The 16,208-nt window shown below is 34.2% G+C and carries 15 protein-coding genes and 1 pseudogene; 9 read left to right on the top strand and 7 right to left on the bottom strand.

Annotated features, from left to right (window positions below):
- The first annotated feature begins 175 nt into the window (after nucleotides 1–175).
- From ACIQZC_RS04230 to ACIQZC_RS04210, 5 genes are all read left to right on the top strand, one after another.
- Nucleotides 176–1,093, top strand: coding sequence for a geranylgeranylglycerol-phosphate geranylgeranyltransferase (locus ACIQZC_RS04230; RefSeq protein ID WP_396137995.1), 918 nt, complete (start codon nucleotides 176–178; stop codon nucleotides 1,091–1,093).
- Nucleotides 1,086–1,670: a Maf family nucleotide pyrophosphatase gene (locus ACIQZC_RS04225; protein ID WP_396137994.1), complete on the top strand. Its 585-nt coding sequence runs from the start codon at nucleotides 1,086–1,088 to the stop codon at nucleotides 1,668–1,670. The genes ACIQZC_RS04230 and ACIQZC_RS04225 overlap by 8 nt, the downstream gene beginning before the upstream one ends.
- Nucleotides 1,663–2,199, top strand: a complete 537-nt coding sequence (locus ACIQZC_RS04220) for a mechanosensitive ion channel domain-containing protein (RefSeq protein WP_396137993.1) — start codon at nucleotides 1,663–1,665, stop codon at nucleotides 2,197–2,199. Before ACIQZC_RS04225 ends, ACIQZC_RS04220 begins: the two co-directional genes overlap by 8 nt.
- A 12-nt stretch (nucleotides 2,200–2,211) precedes the next feature.
- Nucleotides 2,212–4,656: a PIG-L family deacetylase gene (locus tag ACIQZC_RS04215; protein WP_396137992.1), complete on the top strand. Its 2,445-nt coding sequence runs from the start codon at nucleotides 2,212–2,214 to the stop codon at nucleotides 4,654–4,656.
- Between the two features lie 181 nt (nucleotides 4,657–4,837).
- Nucleotides 4,838–6,547 carry a sodium:solute symporter gene (locus ACIQZC_RS04210; protein WP_396137991.1) on the top strand — a complete coding sequence of 570 codons (1,710 nt, stop codon included), beginning with the start codon at nucleotides 4,838–4,840 and terminating at the stop codon, nucleotides 6,545–6,547.
- Between the two features lie 48 nt (nucleotides 6,548–6,595).
- Here the strand turns inward: ACIQZC_RS04210 and ACIQZC_RS04205 are convergent, their stop codons facing one another.
- Nucleotides 6,596–7,447: a DUF2911 domain-containing protein gene (locus ACIQZC_RS04205; protein ID WP_396137990.1), complete on the bottom strand. Its 852-nt coding sequence runs from the start codon at nucleotides 7,445–7,447 to the stop codon at nucleotides 6,596–6,598.
- A 138-nt stretch (nucleotides 7,448–7,585) separates the two neighbouring features.
- On the opposite strand from ACIQZC_RS04205, the gene ACIQZC_RS04200 reads away from it, so the two are divergent.
- The 3 genes from ACIQZC_RS04200 to ACIQZC_RS04190 are packed head-to-tail and all read left to right on the top strand — an operon-like array spanning nucleotide 7,586 to nucleotide 10,061.
- On the top strand, nucleotides 7,586–8,053 hold the full coding sequence (locus ACIQZC_RS04200; RefSeq protein ID WP_396137989.1) for a cell division inhibitor: 468 nt from the start codon (nucleotides 7,586–7,588) through the stop codon (nucleotides 8,051–8,053).
- Nucleotides 8,054–8,064: 11 nt separating this feature from the next.
- Nucleotides 8,065–8,763, top strand: coding sequence for an SDR family NAD(P)-dependent oxidoreductase (locus tag ACIQZC_RS04195; protein ID WP_396137988.1), 699 nt, complete (start codon nucleotides 8,065–8,067; stop codon nucleotides 8,761–8,763).
- 11 nt (nucleotides 8,764–8,774) lie between these two features.
- Complete coding sequence (locus tag ACIQZC_RS04190) at nucleotides 8,775–10,061, top strand: cryptochrome/photolyase family protein (RefSeq protein ID WP_396137987.1); 1,287 nt, start codon at nucleotides 8,775–8,777, stop codon at nucleotides 10,059–10,061.
- Here ACIQZC_RS04190 and ACIQZC_RS04185 read toward each other — a convergent pair.
- The 6 genes from ACIQZC_RS04185 to ACIQZC_RS04160 all read right to left on the bottom strand — a co-directional run bounded on the left by ACIQZC_RS04185 (nucleotide 10,058) and on the right by ACIQZC_RS04160 (nucleotide 15,396).
- Entirely contained in the window at nucleotides 10,058–10,714 is a 657-nt protein-coding gene (locus ACIQZC_RS04185; protein ID WP_396137986.1) for an HAD family hydrolase, read from the bottom strand. The two genes, ACIQZC_RS04190 and ACIQZC_RS04185, sit on opposite strands and share 4 nt — an antisense overlap.
- 1 nt (nucleotide 10,715) lies before the next feature.
- Complete coding sequence (locus ACIQZC_RS04180) at nucleotides 10,716–11,621, bottom strand: ribonuclease Z (RefSeq protein WP_396137985.1); 906 nt, start codon at nucleotides 11,619–11,621, stop codon at nucleotides 10,716–10,718.
- 241 nt (nucleotides 11,622–11,862) lie between these two features.
- The gene (locus tag ACIQZC_RS04175) at nucleotides 11,863–12,195 is read right to left on the bottom strand and encodes a ribonuclease Z (RefSeq protein WP_396137984.1); all 333 of its coding nucleotides are present in this window, start codon (nucleotides 12,193–12,195) and stop codon (nucleotides 11,863–11,865) included.
- Nucleotides 12,195–13,124, bottom strand: coding sequence for an aspartate carbamoyltransferase catalytic subunit (locus tag ACIQZC_RS04170; protein ID WP_396137983.1), 930 nt, complete (start codon nucleotides 13,122–13,124; stop codon nucleotides 12,195–12,197). Before ACIQZC_RS04170 ends, ACIQZC_RS04175 begins: the two co-directional genes overlap by 1 nt.
- A 19-nt stretch (nucleotides 13,125–13,143) precedes the next feature.
- Nucleotides 13,144–13,683 (bottom strand): bifunctional pyr operon transcriptional regulator/uracil phosphoribosyltransferase PyrR, encoded by a 540-nt coding sequence (gene pyrR / locus ACIQZC_RS04165; RefSeq protein ID WP_396137982.1) that lies wholly within the window; start codon nucleotides 13,681–13,683, stop codon nucleotides 13,144–13,146.
- Between the two features lie 93 nt (nucleotides 13,684–13,776).
- On the bottom strand, nucleotides 13,777–15,396 hold the full coding sequence (locus ACIQZC_RS04160) for an ABC-F family ATP-binding cassette domain-containing protein (protein WP_396137981.1): 1,620 nt from the start codon (nucleotides 15,394–15,396) through the stop codon (nucleotides 13,777–13,779).
- 203 nt (nucleotides 15,397–15,599) lie between these two features.
- Between ACIQZC_RS04160 and ACIQZC_RS04155 the strand changes: the two are divergent.
- A pseudogene (locus ACIQZC_RS04155) lies at nucleotides 15,600–16,208 on the top strand (hypothetical protein); the annotation flags it as partial.

Genomic DNA, 16,208 nt, shown 5'->3' with positions numbered 1-16,208 from the left:
CTAAACATGAAAACCGACCACAAACAAAACGTTGTTTCTATATGAACTTTGCTAAGTGCAACGCCTCAACACAATGCAACACTATATAATCTATGTGTCTATGTGGTTAAAATTTAACAGTAGGAAAATAGTAACAACGAATGTTGAAATGGAATAAGAAAACCGAAAACCAAAAATGAAATACTTAAAACTCATAAAATACCAAAACCTACTATTGCTTGTAATGATGCAATTGGTTTTTCGGTATTTATTTTTAACGCAATCTTATATTGATTTAGCGCTAACCGATTTCAACTACTTACTTTTAGTATTGTCAACGGTTTGTATTGCTGCAGGTGGAGCTGTGATGCAACACATTATGAATTATGAAGAAGACGAAATCAAACAACCGAAATACCGACTCGTAGGCGCCACAATCTCTGAAGCGGCGGCTTATAACTGGTACATTGGTTTAACCATTGTAGGCGTGGGTATTGGTTTTTACTTAGCCAATGTTATTTACAAACCTACATTTGCTTCCCTATTTGTATTGGTAGCTACCCTACTCTATGTTCAAGCTACCAACTTGAAGCAAATTCCGTTAGTAAGCAATTGCATTACAGCGCTATTGGTTGCGATAAGCATTGCAGTTATTGCCTTGTTTGATGTTTTTCCGGCTACTGATGCCGCAAATAAAGTGCGCATGAGTGAAGTGTTTGGCATTCTTATTGATTATGCTGTGTTAGGTTTTGGCTTAACCCTTATCAAAGAACTGCTGCACGATTTAAAAAACAAAGAAACCGATGACATGCTAGGCAACAACACGGTAGCAACTCGCTTTGGTTTAATCAAAGCAAAGAGTTTAGTTGGTTTACTGTTGTTAGTCGTTCTTGTTGCCATACTGTTTTATTGCAATGCGTTTTTATTTGAATTAACCATTGCCCTTAGTTTTATATTGTTAACAATGGTTGGACCCTTATTATTCATAGGAATAAAATTAATTACCAGCACCACCCGAAAGGAATTTGCACTTTTAGAACGCTTGCTACAAGTGGTTTTATTTTGCAGTATTCTTTCTGTTGCTGTTATTGTATATACGTTGAAACATGCTTAAAGAACTACTGGCACATAAAAATATTATTTTAGCATCGGGTTCACCCAGAAGGCAACAGTTTTTTAAAGATCTGGACTTATCTTATTCCATTCGCTTAAAAGAAATTGAGGAAGTATATCCTGATGGATTGCAAGGAGCCGAAATAACGAATTTTTTAGCCGAATTGAAAGCCAACGCTTTTGAAAAGGAATTAGACACCAACGACCTCTTAATAACGAGCGACACTATTGTTTGGCTAAATGAAAGCGCTTTAGGTAAACCAACCGATGCCGACGATGCCTTTGCAATGTTGCAAAAATTATCGAATAAAACTCATGAGGTCATTACTTCGGTTTGTATAAAATCGATTGCAAAAACCGAAGTGTTTCATTGTATTACCAAAGTTACTTTTACTACCCTTTCTGAAGCAGCCATTCGGTATTATTTAGAACAGTACCAGCCCTTTGACAAAGCCGGTAGCTATGGCATACAAGATTGGATTGGGTTAATAGGTATTTCAAAAATTGAAGGATCGTATACAAACGTGGTAGGATTGCCTACCGAATTACTGTATCAAAAATTACTTAGTTATGTTTAAAATAGTTGAAAATCCGTATTTACATGAAGAAATTGGAACGTTAATCGTACTGGTTTTATATTTCTTTTTTAGAATAAGCAGTACAAAGATTGTCCGAAAATACGCCAAAAGTAATTCGATATTAGAACATCGAACAAACTTGGTTGTTAAATACATTCATATACTCATCAATATCTTAGCTTTTATCTCAATCGTCATCATTTGGGGTGTGAAGAAAGATCAAATCTTGTTGATTACCTCTTCAGTACTTGCAGTGGTGGGTGTGGCAGCGTTTGCCCAATGGTCTATTTTAAGTAATATTTCTGCGGGAATCATCATCTTTTTTTCCTATCCGTTCAAGATAGGCGATAAAATAAAAATACACGACAAAGACTTTCCTGTGGAAGGCGAAATCATGGATGTAAAAGCGTTTTATATTATTTTACAATCGAGTGATGACGAACTCATTACGTACCCTAACAACCTTTTAATGCAAAAAGGAATATCGGTAATTTACAGAGTTGCAGAGGAAAAAGAATTTTTTGATTAAACACAATTTAGTATGCTAAAAAAATATACGTTGCTGGTTCTTGTTTGTTGCTCGACCCTTCTATGGGCTCAAGCACCACAGAAACTCAATTCGGTTGACATTTATGAGCAAGTACAAAAGCTCAACTTTCTAGGGAAAGTATTGTATGTAGCGGCGCATCCAGATGATGAAAATACTAAATTAATCACTTATTTTTCCAATCAGTATCATGCTCAAACTGCCTATTTATCGTTAACCCGAGGTGATGGCGGTCAAAACTTAATTGGCACCGAACTTAGAGAGAAATTAGGCGCCATTCGTACACAAGAATTATTAGCCGCACGAAGAATAGATGGTGGCGAACAGTTTTTTACCCGTGCGAATGATTTTGGTTTTTCAAAAGAACCGAATGAAACCTTCTCGATTTGGAACAAAAACGAAGTATTAGAAGATGTACTGCAAGTAATTGAAACCTTTCGCCCCGACATCTTCATCAATCGATTTGCACACAACACGCCTGGATCCACTCACGGCCATCATACCGCATCGGCACAGTTGAGTTTAGAAGCGTATGCCCTAACTCCTTATCAGCCAAAAAGAGTGTTTTTTAATACTTCATGGTGGTTTTATGGAAGTCAGGAAGCCTTTGAAGCAGCCGACAAAACCAATTTAATGGCAATCAATTCCAATGTGTTTTATCCGTTGAAAGGAAAAAGTAATAATGAAATTGCGGCATTAAGCCGAAGTCAGCATAAATGTCAAGGCTTTGGAACGCTGGGATCACGGGGAGAAGAAACCGAATATTTAGATTTATTAAAAGGTGATTTTCCGAAAAACAGTTCGATATTTGAAGGCATTGACACCACTTGGAATCGCATCTCAGGCGGAAAAGAAATTGGAGTGCTGCTCTATGCAGTGGAGAACAACTTCAACTTTGAAAACCCATCAGTGCATATTCCTAATTTAGTAGCCGCCTACAATTTGATTCAAAAACTTGAAGATAGCCATTGGAAAGCCATAAAAAGCAAACAAATTCTGAAAATTATAGAAGCGTGCAGTGGCTTATTTATGGAAGCGGTTGCCGATACCGAAACTACTACAAAAGACAGCAAGTTCAACCTTACGTTTGAAGTCATTAATAGAAGTGCGTCAACCGTTAAATTAATAAGTGTAAGCGCACTGAATATTCAAGATGCCACTAAAAATGTGCTTTTAAAAAACAATGAAAAACTCAATTTTCAGTTCAAAGATTGCGCTATAGCAAGTACTACCGATTATTCCAATTTGTTTTGGCTTAAAGAAAAAAAATCAGAAGGAATGTATCGCGTATCCGATAAATCCTTAAGAATACTGCCCGAAATTTCAAGTAATTATCCGGTTGTATTCACGCTAGAAATTGAAGGTACTCAAATTGAATTTGTTAAAAATATCAGTTATAAATTCAATAATCCTGACGATGGAGAAACCTATGTACCATTTACTGTATTGCCGAGTGTAACTACTGCCATTGCTCCAAAAGTTGTGATTTTTAACAGCACACAACCTAAAGAAATTAGCGTGGTCGTTAAAGCGCATCGTGCAGGTGTTTCAGGAAAATTATCGTTACAACTTCCCGAAGATTGGAGTGCGAGTCCAACAGCAATTCCGTTTACTATTGCGGCTAAAAACGAAGATCAAAAATTCACGTTTAAAGTATTCCCTGGAAAAAAAGAGGTAACGACTAGGCTCAAAGCACTGGTTGAAATAGACAACCAAACTATTGATGCGGAATTAATTACTATTCAATATCCTCATATTCCAAAGCAAACTATTTTAGTGCCTTCAGAAGCCAAACTGGTTAAATTGTCTATTGAAACCAAAGCAAAAACGATTGGCTATATTATGGGTGCAGGCGATGAAGTTCCTAAAAGTTTAGAAAATTTAGGATATACGGTTACTTTGATACAACCCGATGCAATTACGCTTGAAAAACTTTCCGCATTTGATGCTGTAATTCTGGGCATAAGAGCCTTTAATGTGCTTGATGAACTAAAATATAAAAACAAAATAGTATTTGAATATGTGTTCAATGGTGGCAATTTAATTGTACAATACAATACAACTAATGGTTTAGTCACCAAAGAAGTAGCGCCTTATGAATTAAAACTATCCAACGATCGTGTGACCAATGAAAAGGCTCAGGTTACCTTTTTAGCTCCAGAACATCGAGTGCTAAATCATCCCAATAAGATTACTGAAAACGATTTCACTGGCTGGGTACAAGAACAAGGATTGTATTATCCGAACAAATGGGGAACTGAATTTATTCCTATATTAGCAGCAAATGATGCTGGAGAAACTCCTAAAAATGGATGCTTATTGATTGCCAAATATGGTAAAGGAAATTACATCTATACCGGATTGAGTTTCTTTAGAGAATTACCCGAAGGCGTTAGTGGTGCTTATCGATTACTAGCGAATATGATTGCGTTGGAGTAATGATGGGTGATGGATGATGGATGATGGGTGATGGATGATGGATGTTGGGTGTGGGAATTTAGAAAAAACTAAAATATGGAACAACAAAAACATAAATGGAAAAAAAGCTATAGCATCGTTTTGATTCTAAATGCTTTATATATTTTAATTTTCTATTTACTAATGGAAATTTACAACTAGTATGGAAATTTTAGATTGGATTGTATTATCTACTACCCTATTTTTTATTGTAGTGTATGGTGTTGTAAAAACCAAAGGGAGCGCTACAGTAAAAGATTACTTATTAGACAACAATGAAACCCCTTGGTTTACTGTTGGAGTATCTGTAATGGCAACCCAAGCAAGTGCGATTACTTTCCTATCGACACCTGGTCAAGCCTATCACGACGGCATGGGATTTGTGCAATTTTATTTTGGATTACCAATAGCCATGATTGTTATTGCCTATACGTTCATTCCTATATACCACCGTCTGAAAGTCTATACTGCTTATGAATATTTAGAGCAACGCTTTAATGTTCAAACCCGCACCTTAGCAGCTGTCTTGTTTTTAATTCAAAGAGGACTGGGAACTGGAATTACTATTTATGCGCCTTCCATTATTTTATCGGCATTATTGGGTTGGAATTTAACGTTCTTAAACATTTTTATTGGCGTATTAGTAATTATCTACACGGTTACGGGCGGTACAAAAGCAGTGAATGTTACCCAAAAGCAACAAATGTTTGTCATCATGTCGGGGATGTTCATTACTTTTTTTGTCATTTTAGCCTATTTACCAGAAGATGTTGATTTTTCAAATGTGCTGCATATTGCGGGTGCCAATGGTAAAATGGATATTTTAGATTTCTCCTATAATCCTGAAACCCGCTATACGGTTTGGAGCGGAATTACTGGTGGTTTTTTCTTAATGCTTTCTTATTTTGGAACCGATCAATCACAAGTAGGACGCTACCTTTCGGGAAAATCGATTAAAGAGAGTCAAATGGGACTCATCATGAATGGTCTTTTAAAAGTACCCATGCAATTCTTTATTCTATTAACTGGAGTATTGGTTTTTGTATTCTTCCAATTTAATGATGCTCCATTGCATTTTAATCCAACCAATGTAGAAAAAGTATTGCAATCGGATCAAAAAAAGGAATATGAAGCGCTTGAATCAGAACTCAACCAAATCAATATTGATAAAAAAGTAGTGAATCAAATTTACATCGAACAGTTAAAGCACAATGCTTATGACAATCCTACGCTTCGAAAAAAAATGATTGCGCTTTCGTTGGAAGAGAAAGAATTACGAAATACAGCAAAAGAAATAATTTCTAAGGCCGATGATAGTGCCGAAACTAATGACAAAGACTATGTGTTTTTATATTTCATAATGAATTACTTGCCTAAAGGCCTGTTGGGATTGTTACTAGCTGTTATTATCAGCGCTGCGATGTCTTCTAGTGCTTCGGGATTAAATTCATTAGCGGCTACTTCCGCAATTGATTTATACAAACCCAATGTAACTGTAAAAACAGAAAAACAATATGTAGTAGCTACACAATATTTCACCTTGTTTTGGGGAATCATCGCCATTGGTTTTGCTTGTGTTTCATCGCTATTTGAGAATTTAATTCAGTTGGTCAACATCATTGGATCCATTTTTTATGGAACGGTTTTAGGCATATTTCTTATTGGATTTTATTTTCACTACATCAAAGGAAAAGCAGCGTTCTATAGTGGTTTGATCAGTCAAACTATTGTAATACTTATTTTTCTTAAATACATTTTGTTTGAATCCAATGAAAGTGAAAAGTTAGGGTATTTATGGTTGAATTTAATTGGGGTACTGTTAACCATTAGTATTGCATTTTTGCTGCAAAAAGCCTTCCGAACTAAAGCATAAAAAAAGTCCAGTAAAACTACTGGACTTTTTATTTAATACAATCTAAAATTATTTAGACCATTCAGCTATGCTGTCTTTATTCATTTTTTCATAATCACCATTCCCTGCTTTAGTCGCTAGGGTTAACGATTCTTTAGCCGTTGCAATAGCTCCTTTTTTATCACCTGATTTCGCTTGAATTAATGATTTCAAACGCAAATACCAATACGGTACATCTTTATCTTTAGGCATTAAGCTTATTGCGGTATTTACCCACGTTAAGGCTTTATTTAAATCATTATTCGACTGGTAAAAATATTGTGCTGCTGCAAAATAATCACCTGCAGCAGGACCCGCTAACGTTTTTTCAATACTCTTCATTGCAGCCTCTTGTGTAGGAACTGTAAATGGAATACTTACCAATGTGCGCTCCCATGATAATTCAATCACCCCTGCATCATTGGTTAAATTATTTAGAAAAATAGAAAACGACTCCACTGATTTTGTAGTAGTTTCAGGCTTAATACTTACTGAAAGAGCTACTTTTGAATCATTCCATTCTTCTGGTAATCCCCAGTTATTGGTTTCAGAGTAAAAAATAACATCCCAACTATCAGCTTTAGGAGTTGTGAATAATGCATATTTTCCTTTCTTAAGTTCTTTACCCGCTATTTTAGTGTCTTCGCTAAAAGAAATGGTAGTGTTATTGTTGGCACCGGTTCTCCAAAGTTTGCCAAATGGAACTAAATCGCCATAAACGGTTCTTCCTTTTGCACTAGGTCTAGAATACTCAACTTGAATATTTGTCAATCCTACCACTTGATCAATTTTAGCTAATGGACTCGCTTGAGGAGTTTTAACTTGTGCTGTAACATAAAAATTGGCTAACAAAAGTGCCAATAAAATACTTATTTTTTTCATGATTTAATTTTTTAGTCTTCCAAAATTACAAATTGTATTTGAACCAAATGTTAATTATTACTTAAATAGATTATTTTGTTTAATGTTTTAGTTTTTATGTTGAACAATTTTAATAACTTTACAACAAATAAAGATTATATGAAAATATACCGTTTACACACCAAACAAAACTTACCTATTAGCTTAGATGAAGCATGGGAGTTATTATCGGATCCAAAAAATTTACAAAAAATTACCCCAGAATATATGGGATTTAAAATTTTGTCAGGAGCCGACAGACCAATGTTTCCAGGACAAATTATCCAATACATTGTAACGCCAGTTTTAGGCATTCCTACTAAATGGGTTACCGAAATTACCCATGTGGTAAACAAACAGTATTTTGTAGATGAGCAACGCTTTGGACCTTATGCATTATGGCATCACAAACATTTCATTAAAGAAATTCAGGGTGGCGTTGAAATGGAAGATATTATAGATTATAAAGTACCTATGGGGATTTTAGGGCAATTAGTGCATCCTTTTTTGGTGAAACCAAAACTAGATGAAATTTTTAATTATAGAAGAAAAAAATTAATTGAATTATTTGGTGAATTTAAAAGTTAAAATTCCAATATATGAAAAATATACTATTAATAGGCGGTTCATACGGCATCGGATTAGCCATAGCAAAAGAACTTCAGAACGATAATAAGCTATTTGTAGCTTCAAGAACCAATGAAAATTTAGCGGGATTAAACGTCACCCACATACCCTTTGATGCTACGACTGATAGTTTGGACACGTCACAACTACCTGCCGTTATTGATGGATTGGTGTATTGCCCAGGAAGTATTAATTTGCGTCCGTTTAGAGGATTAAAACCCGAAGCCTTTGAAGCTGATTTACAGATTAATTTTATTAGTTTGATAAAAGTTATTCAGGCCGTATTGCCTAATTTAACCGCTGGCGAACAATCGAGCATTGTATTATTCAGTAGTGTTGCAGCAACGATGGGAATGCCTTTTCATACTAGTGTAGCGGCTGCAAAAGGAGCTATTGAAGGTTTTGCAAAAGCATTAGCGGCTGAATATGCACCTAAGATTAGAGTCAACGTGATTGCACCTTCTTTAACCGATACACCACTAGCTGATAAATTCTTGAACAACGAAACCAAACAAGAAAAATCTGCCGAGCGTCATCCATTGAAACGATTTGGAACACCAGAAGACAGCGCTCAAATGGCAACTTTCTTATTAAGCGAAAAAAGCAGTTGGATTTCTGGACAAGTGTTTCATGTAGATGGCGGTATGTCGACTTTATTGGTCAACGGATAATAATAGTAAAAATGAATATTTTTTGGTTTAGACGCGATTTAAGAATTGAGGATAACGTAGGTCTTTTTCATGCTTTGAATAGTATTGAAGAAGTACTTCCTATTTTTATTTTTGATGAGCATATTTTATCGCAACTTCCAAAAGATGATGCTCGTGTTAGTTTTATTCACGAACAATTAGAAAAAATCCAATCAGAATTAAATAAAATTGGTAAATCGTTAGCGGTATTTCATGGAAAGCCGATTGAAGTTTTTGAAAAACTAATTACTGAAAATAAAATTTCGGCGGTGTATACCAATCATGATTACGAACCTTATGCGCGCAATCGGGATAAAGAGTTGAATCAATTATTTACAGCCCATACTATTTCATTCCTGACTAGTAAAGATCAAGTTATTTTTGAAAAAAGCGAAGTCGTAAAAGATGACGGAACGCCTTATGTGGTGTTTACACCCTATTCAAAAAAATGGAAAGAAAACTTCAAGAAGATTAAATTAGTTCATTATCCATCGGAAGAAAAATTGGATAAAATTTCGAAGCACTCCTACCCTTTCTTATCGCTAACTGATATTGGGTTTGAAAAATCAACCATTAAAATCACGCCTTTTAATGTTTCTGCAACTTTAATTCAGAATTATGAAGCTACACGAAATTTTCCTGCGGTAAATAAAACCTCTTATTTAGGAATTTATCTTCGCTTTGGTGCGGTTTCCATACGTAAAATGATTGAAAAAGCGATTGCAGAAAACAACGAAACGTTTTGGAACGAATTGATTTGGCGCGAATTCTTCATGCAAATATTGTGGCATTTTCCCCATACCAAAAATGGTAGTTTCAGACCGAAATATGATGCGATTCGATGGGACAACAATGAAGTATTGTTTCAAAAATGGTGCGAAGGAAAAACCGGTTATCCGTTTGTAGATGCGGGCATGCGCGAATTAAACGCAACGGGGCACATGCACAATCGGGTGCGTATGATTGTGGCGAGTTTTTTATGCAAACATTTACTCATTGATTGGCGTTGGGGTGAAACGTACTTTGCTCAAAAATTGTTGGATTACGAAATGTCGAGCAATGTTGGGAATTGGCAATGGGCTGCAGGTTCTGGAGTGGATGCTGCACCGTATTTTAGAATCTTCAACCCCACAGAACAAATTAAGAAATTTGATAAAGACTTGGAGTACATTAAAAAATGGATACCAGAATTAAACACCGATAATTATCCTAAACCTATTGTAGACCACAAAGAAGCTAGAGAGCGTTGCTTGAGAGTATATAAAGAAGCAGTTGGTTAATTAATATTTATAATGTTTTCAAAATTCAATTCCTTAAAGTGCTGAATTACCCTGTTTGCTTTTGATAAATCTTGGTCTTTGGAATGAAAACTATCGTAACCTACACAAAAAATTCCTGCTGAAACTGCAGCTTGAATACCGTTAGTGCTGTCTTCGATTACAATACAATTTTCTTTTGGAGCGTTAGATAAACTCGCAGCGTGCAAAAAAATCGCAGGATGTGGTTTTGATTTTGGAAAATCTTCACCCGAAACAATTTGGGTAAAATATTGATGCAAATTAAAACGGGTAAAAACGCGATTAATCGTAACATTTGATGCTGATGAAGCTACAATCAATTGGATTTCGTTATTGTATAAATCCTTAATTAAATCCTCTACTCCTTCAATCAGATATAAATCTTCTTTCAAATCAAAAGCTTCATTGAATAAATGACGTTTTCTCAAAATTAAATCTTCCACATCTTCTTGTAAATCGAAATGTGTTTTTAATTTCTGAAAGATATTTCGAGTGGAATTACCTGTAAACGATCGATACATTTCATCAGAAACTTCAATGTTTAACTCATTGAAATGTTGGTAATAGGCATAATGATGTACTGGTTCGGTATCTACAATTACGCCATCCATATCAAAAATTACTGTTTGTATCATATTAAAATTCAAATTCTTTTCCGTCGTCTGCTAAAAGTACGTTTTCAAAAATAGTCTGCGCTTCCGTTTTAAAAGGTTCGATAGCACCATAACGCGTGGAATAATGTCCTAAAATCAGTTGTTTTACATTGGCTAACTTCGCAATTTGAGCTGCTTCTTTTGCAGTAGCGTGTTTTGTTTTTTCGGTAAAGTGTGCTTCCGAATCTAAAAAAGTAGCTTCGTGATAGAGTACATCAACTTCTTTTATGATGGGAATAATAGATTCATCATATTGGGTATCACTACAAAAAGCATAACTTTTAGTTGGGTCTGGAGGTAATGAAAGTAACTCATTTCCAATTACTTCTCCCGAATCTAAAGTAACACTACCTCCTGCTTTTATTTTATCAAAATATACTTTTTCAATTTTATAATGGGCGACCGCTTCAACGTTCAAATGGCGTTTACCTACTTTTTCTTGAAATAAAAATCCGTTAGTATACACGCGATGATTTAATGGAATAGTTGTAACAATTAGCGTTTCATCTTCAAAAATGACTTCACTTATTTTAGATTCTAGTTCGTGGAAATACAAATTATAACCTGTATACGAACCCGAAGCACGCAATTGTAATAAAATGATTTCTTTGATTCCTTTGGGTCCATAAACGTGTAAATCATTTTCACGATTGAGCAACATAAACGTCGAAATCAAACCGATCAATCCATAAAAATGATCCCCGTGAAGGTGCGATATAAAAATATGATTGATGCGAGAAAACTTGATTTTATGCTTTCGCAATTGGACTTGAGTTCCTTCGCCACAATCAATTAGAAACAAATGGTTTCTTATTTCTAAAACTTGTGAGGTGGGATTGGTTATGGTTCTTGGTGTGGCAGCATAACAGCCAAGTATGTTTAGTTTCATCTTCCTTAAGGTACCTGCTATCTATTTTAATGATGAACTATCTTGATTATTTTGTTCTTTTCCTAATTTGACTATTTTTATAATAAAATATAGCATAATTAGACCATTTGCAATTAGTTTAAAATAATCATAATCATTTGTTTTAAAAGATGTTATGATACTTTTTGCTAATAAAAATGTCATTGCAAATAAAGCAATGGCATACAAATAAATAAGAGTTGTTTTTGATATTTTCATATAATTAAAATCCTAAATCACGTTCAATTTCTTCCATATTGATGATGTCGTGCGCCTCCAAAATAGTTGGCACCAGAGTTAAAGAAACTGGAACTGAGTTATAATCAATAGTGTTTGCAACGATTACAAACGATTTATTATTTTTTTTATGCAATTTTGAAATTTGAACAAATTGTTTTATTGAAGTACTGGTTATGTTTGAATTGTGCGTTAAATCAATAATTAGATTTTGATCTTTAAAATCAGTCAATTCATTTAATAAATCTTCCGAAAAAGAAACAATATTATCATGTGTATCCTTTATAACAGTCTGATTTTCTTTATGCTCTACGTTCATTATTGTTTAATTTTTGAAGCTAACAAATAAATTACCGCCATTCGCACTGCCACTCCATTTTCTACTTGATCTAAAATCACCGATTGTTGCGAATCGGCAACATCAGAAGTAATTTCAACTCCTCTGTTGATTGGCCCTGGGTGCATGATTACGATTTCTTTGTTGAGCGAATCTAATAGCTCTTTCGTTACTCCATATTGTTGAGTGTATTCTCTAGTAGTTGGAAAATAACTCACATCTAAACGTTCGTTTTGAACACGTAACATATTAGCTACATCACACCATTCTAATGCTTTACGTAAGTTTGATTCAACTTTTACTCCAAGTGATTCAATGTGCTTAGGCATCAATGTTTTTGGTCCGCACACTTTTACTTCGGCGCCTTGCATTTGTAGTGCAAAGATATTTGATAAGGCAACTCTTGAGTGTAAAATATCACCCACAATTACAATTTTCTTTCCGCCAACATCTCCTAACTTTTCTCTAATTGTAAAACTATCCAATAAGGCTTGTGTTGGATGTTCATGAGCTCCATCTCCTGCGTTTACAATACTTGCCTTTACATTTTGAGACAAAAAATGAGCAGCTCCTGGGCTGCTGTGGCGCATTACCACCATATCTACTTTCATTGATAAGATATTGTTTACCGTATCTATTAAGGTTTCTCCTTTTTTTACTGAAGACTGTGCTGCAGAAAAACTTATAACATCTGCAGATAAACGCTTTTGTGCTAATTCAAAAGAAAGTTTAGTTCGCGTACTGTTTTCAAAGAAAATGTTAGCAATAGTTACATCCCGTAATGAGGGCACTTTTTTAATAGGCCGATTGATAACTTCTTTAAACTGGTCAGCAGTTTCGAAGATTAAATCAATATCTTGTTTGGTAATGTGTTTTATTCCGATTAAATGATTTACTGATAATTCTTTCATTGCTTTGGATTTTCTGTTTTTATTTTGTTACCAAATAAACGGCGTCTTCTCCATCGTTTTCAAGCCATTTAACTAATACTTTTTCGTTATTTATAGCATCTACTTGTCTGCCTCTATAATCAGGTTGAATGGGTAAATGACGGCTAAATCTTCTGTCAATTAAGGTTAAAAGTTCAACTTCAGAAGGTCTTCCAAAGGATTGAATGGCGGTTAAGGCTGCATTAATACTTCTTCCAGTGTATAATACATCATCAATAAAAACCACTTTTTTATCTTCTACTAAAAAATCGATTTGGGTTTTATTTGCTTCTAATGGTTTTTCGCTTTTTCTAAAATCATCTCTAAAAAAAGTAATGTCTAAAAATCCTAATTGGATTGCAGTTACTTTATATTCTGTTTCTAAAATTTGTTTGATTCTTTCGGCTAGGAATTTACCTCTTGGTTGTAAACCGATTAAAATTGTGTTTGAGAAATCTAGATGATTTTCAATTAGTTGGCAAGCTAATCGATGCAAGATGATGTGTACTTCTTTTGAAGTGAGCAAAACTTTTTGACTCATAGTTAGTTGTTTGTACAAATTTAGAATTTATATTTCTAATAGCAATCGTATTGTAAAAAAAATCCCGTTACTAAAACTAGCAACGGGAATATATTATGAATACATTTTCTGTCTTAATTCTTTTATTTTTTCATCTTCTAAATATTCATCAAATGTCATGTATCGGTCGATGGCGCCATTTGGAGTTAATTCTAAGATTCTGTTACCTACGGTTTGTGCAAATTCGTGGTCATGAGTAGTGAACAATATTGAACCTTTAAAATTATTTAAGGAATTATTAAAAGCTGTAATTGATTCTAAGTCCAAGTGATTTGTAGGTTCGTCTAACATTAACACATTTGCTCTAATCATCATCATACGTGATAACATACAACGCACTTTTTCTCCACCAGATAAAACGTTACATTTTTTTAAAGCTTCTTCACCAGAAAAAATCATTTTTCCTAAGAATCCACGAACATATACTTCATCGCGCTCTTCTTCGGTTTTTACCCATTGACGCAACCAATCCACCAAATTTAAATCAATTCCATCAAAATATTCGTGATTATCTACCGGTAAATACGATTGTGTCGTAGTGATTCCCCAATCAAATGAACCCGCATCAGCAGTTATTTTATTGTTTAAGATTTCATAAAAAGCAGAGGTGGCTCTTGAGTCTTTTGAAAAAACTACAATTTTATCGCCTTTAGCCATGTTTAAATCAACATTTTTAAACAATGTTTCACCATCAACTGAAGCGGCTAAACCTTGTACATTTAAAATTTGATCACCTGCTTCTCTTTCTACATCAAAAATTATTGCAGGATATCTTCTGCTGGAAGGCTTAATCTCGTCTAAATTTAATTTTTCGATCATTTTTTTACGGGATGTAGCTTGTTTTGATTTGGCTACATTCGCACTAAAACGACGAATAAATTCTTCCAATTCTGCTTTTTTCTCTTCTGCTTTCTTATTTTGTTGTGCTTTTTGACGCGCAGCTAATTGCGATGATTCATACCAGAATGTATAATTACCCGAATAATGTGTAATTTTTCCAAAATCAATATCGGATACGTGTGTACATACTGCATCTAAAAAGTGACGGTCATGCGATACTACTAAAACGGTATTTTCATAATTGGCTAAGAAATTCTCTAACCAACCAATAGTTTCAAAATCCAAGTCATTAGTAGGCTCATCCATAATTAATACATCTGGATTTCCAAATAAAGCTTGTGCTAATAACACACAAACTTTCAATTTTCCGTCTAAATCAGCCATTAACGTATAATGATGTTCTGTACCAATTTCTAAATTAGATAACATATTTCCAGCATCGCTTTCGGCATTCCAACCATTCATTTCGTCAAACTGTAATTGCAATTCGCCTATTCTGTTAGCGTTTTCATCGGTATAATCGGCATACAAAGCATCCATTTCAGATTTTATCGTGTGCAATACTTTATTTCCCATCAATACTGTTTCTAAAACCGTATGTTCGTCAAATAAGTTGTGATTTTGATTTAAAACCGACATCCTTTTACCAGGCTCAAGAATTACGCGACCCGATGTTGGGTCCATATCTCCTGAAATAATTTTCATGAAGGTAGATTTCCCAGCACCATTGGCACCAATGATTCCGTAGCAATTTCCTTGGGTGAACGTTGTATTTACTTCATCGAATAAAATTCGTTTACCAAATTGAACCGATAAATTTGAAACTGTTAACATTTTTGTATTTTTATAAAACTGATGCAAAAGTAGTAAAAATAGTAGATTTTTGAATGGTTTCTTACTATTTAATATTTGGTTTATTTTAACTGAATGTTAACAAGCTCGTTTGAATAATACTAATACATTTGTTTTTATATAAAATAATCAAGTACATGGTTAAAAATTACGTTAAATACACTTTACCCCTATACATACTGATTTTGTCTTGTTTCACTTCCTGTAAAAAGGAGTTTGAAGCAGCAAACTATGTTGCATATTTTGGTGGTGAGGTGCAAAACCCACAAACGAACTATGTGCTTTTCCTAAAAGATAATGCTGTCCTTGATACTATTTATTTAGACAAAAACAATCGATTCCTGCATAAATTTGATTCGTTAGCTCCAGGTTTATATACATTTAAGCACGAACCTGAATATCAATATGTTTATTTTGATAAAAACGATAGTTTAATGGTTCGAATGAATGCTTTTGATTTTGACAATTCTATTGTTTTTTGTGGTCGTGGTGATGAAAAAAACAATTTTTTAATGGAAATGTACTTAAAAAACGAAGAAGATAAAGGTACAATGTATGATGTTTTTGATCGGAATGTAAAACAATTTACAAAAAATATAGATTCTAGTTTTGCCATTCGTAAATCATTTTATTTAAAACGCAAAGCAGAAATTGCTTGGGACAAAACATTTGACGCAGTAGCAAAAGCCAGTCTAGATTTTCATCATATTACCAAAAAAGAAATCTATCCTTATGCGCACGAGTTTAGAACAGGTGAAAAAATTAGAAAAACCTTACCTTCTAATTATTATGCA

The organism is Flavobacterium sp. (assembly GCF_044338735.1).
Lineage (GTDB): Bacteria > Bacteroidota > Bacteroidia > Flavobacteriales > Flavobacteriaceae > Flavobacterium.
Note: the sequence above shows the minus strand (reverse complement) of the source record. Positions and strands in the feature narration are given on the sequence as shown.

Coding starts and splice junctions, on each gene's coding strand:
- ACIQZC_RS04230 (WP_396137995.1), top strand. CDS start 176: ATGAAATACTTAAAACTCATAAAATACCAAAACCTACTATTGCTTGTA.
- ACIQZC_RS04225 (WP_396137994.1), top strand. CDS start 1,086: ATGCTTAAAGAACTACTGGCACATAAAAATATTATTTTAGCATCGGGT.
- ACIQZC_RS04220 (WP_396137993.1), top strand. CDS start 1,663: ATGTTTAAAATAGTTGAAAATCCGTATTTACATGAAGAAATTGGAACG.
- ACIQZC_RS04215 (WP_396137992.1), top strand. CDS start 2,212: ATGCTAAAAAAATATACGTTGCTGGTTCTTGTTTGTTGCTCGACCCTT.
- ACIQZC_RS04210 (WP_396137991.1), top strand. CDS start 4,838: ATGGAAATTTTAGATTGGATTGTATTATCTACTACCCTATTTTTTATT.
- ACIQZC_RS04205 (WP_396137990.1), bottom strand. CDS start 7,447: ATGAAAAAAATAAGTATTTTATTGGCACTTTTGTTAGCCAATTTTTAT.
- ACIQZC_RS04200 (WP_396137989.1), top strand. CDS start 7,586: ATGAAAATATACCGTTTACACACCAAACAAAACTTACCTATTAGCTTA.
- ACIQZC_RS04195 (WP_396137988.1), top strand. CDS start 8,065: ATGAAAAATATACTATTAATAGGCGGTTCATACGGCATCGGATTAGCC.
- ACIQZC_RS04190 (WP_396137987.1), top strand. CDS start 8,775: ATGAATATTTTTTGGTTTAGACGCGATTTAAGAATTGAGGATAACGTA.
- ACIQZC_RS04185 (WP_396137986.1), bottom strand. CDS start 10,714: ATGATACAAACAGTAATTTTTGATATGGATGGCGTAATTGTAGATACC.
- ACIQZC_RS04180 (WP_396137985.1), bottom strand. CDS start 11,621: ATGAAACTAAACATACTTGGCTGTTATGCTGCCACACCAAGAACCATA.
- ACIQZC_RS04175 (WP_396137984.1), bottom strand. CDS start 12,195: ATGAACGTAGAGCATAAAGAAAATCAGACTGTTATAAAGGATACACAT.
- ACIQZC_RS04170 (WP_396137983.1), bottom strand. CDS start 13,124: ATGAAAGAATTATCAGTAAATCATTTAATCGGAATAAAACACATTACC.
- pyrR (WP_396137982.1), bottom strand. CDS start 13,683: ATGAGTCAAAAAGTTTTGCTCACTTCAAAAGAAGTACACATCATCTTG.
- ACIQZC_RS04160 (WP_396137981.1), bottom strand. CDS start 15,396: ATGTTAACAGTTTCAAATTTATCGGTTCAATTTGGTAAACGAATTTTA.